The 377-nt window shown below is 59.4% G+C and carries 1 rRNA gene; it reads right to left on the bottom strand.

The features are described from left to right. A 23S ribosomal RNA gene (locus IF29_RS0141240) occupies window positions 1-325 on the bottom strand; the annotation flags it as partial. Between the last annotated feature and the right edge of the window lie 52 nt (window positions 326-377).

Below are 377 nucleotides of genomic sequence, written 5' to 3'. Positions count from 1 at the left end.
GTCCCACGACCCCGCAATGGCAACCCCTGCCGGGTATCACACCACTACGGTTTAGCCTCATCCGATTTCGCTCGCCACTACTCTCGGAATCACGGTTGTTTTCTCTTCCTGCGGGTACTGAGATGTTTCACTTCCCCGCGTTCCCTCCACACTGCCTATGTGTTCAGCAGCGGGTGACAGCCCATGACGACTGCCGGGTTTCCCCATTCGGACACCCCCGGATCAAAGCTCGGTTGACAGCTCCCCGGGGCCTATCGCGGCCTCCCACGTCCTTCATCGGTTCCTAGTGCCAAGGCATCCACCGTGCGCCCTTAAAAACTTGGCCACAGATGCTCGCGTCCACTGTGCAGTTCTCAAGCAACGACCAACCACCCACC

This window comes from Streptacidiphilus jeojiense (assembly GCF_000719095.1).
Taxonomy (GTDB): Bacteria; Actinomycetota; Actinomycetes; order Streptomycetales; family Streptomycetaceae; genus Streptacidiphilus; species Streptacidiphilus jeojiensis.
Note: the sequence above shows the minus strand (reverse complement) of the source record. Positions and strands in the feature narration are given on the sequence as shown.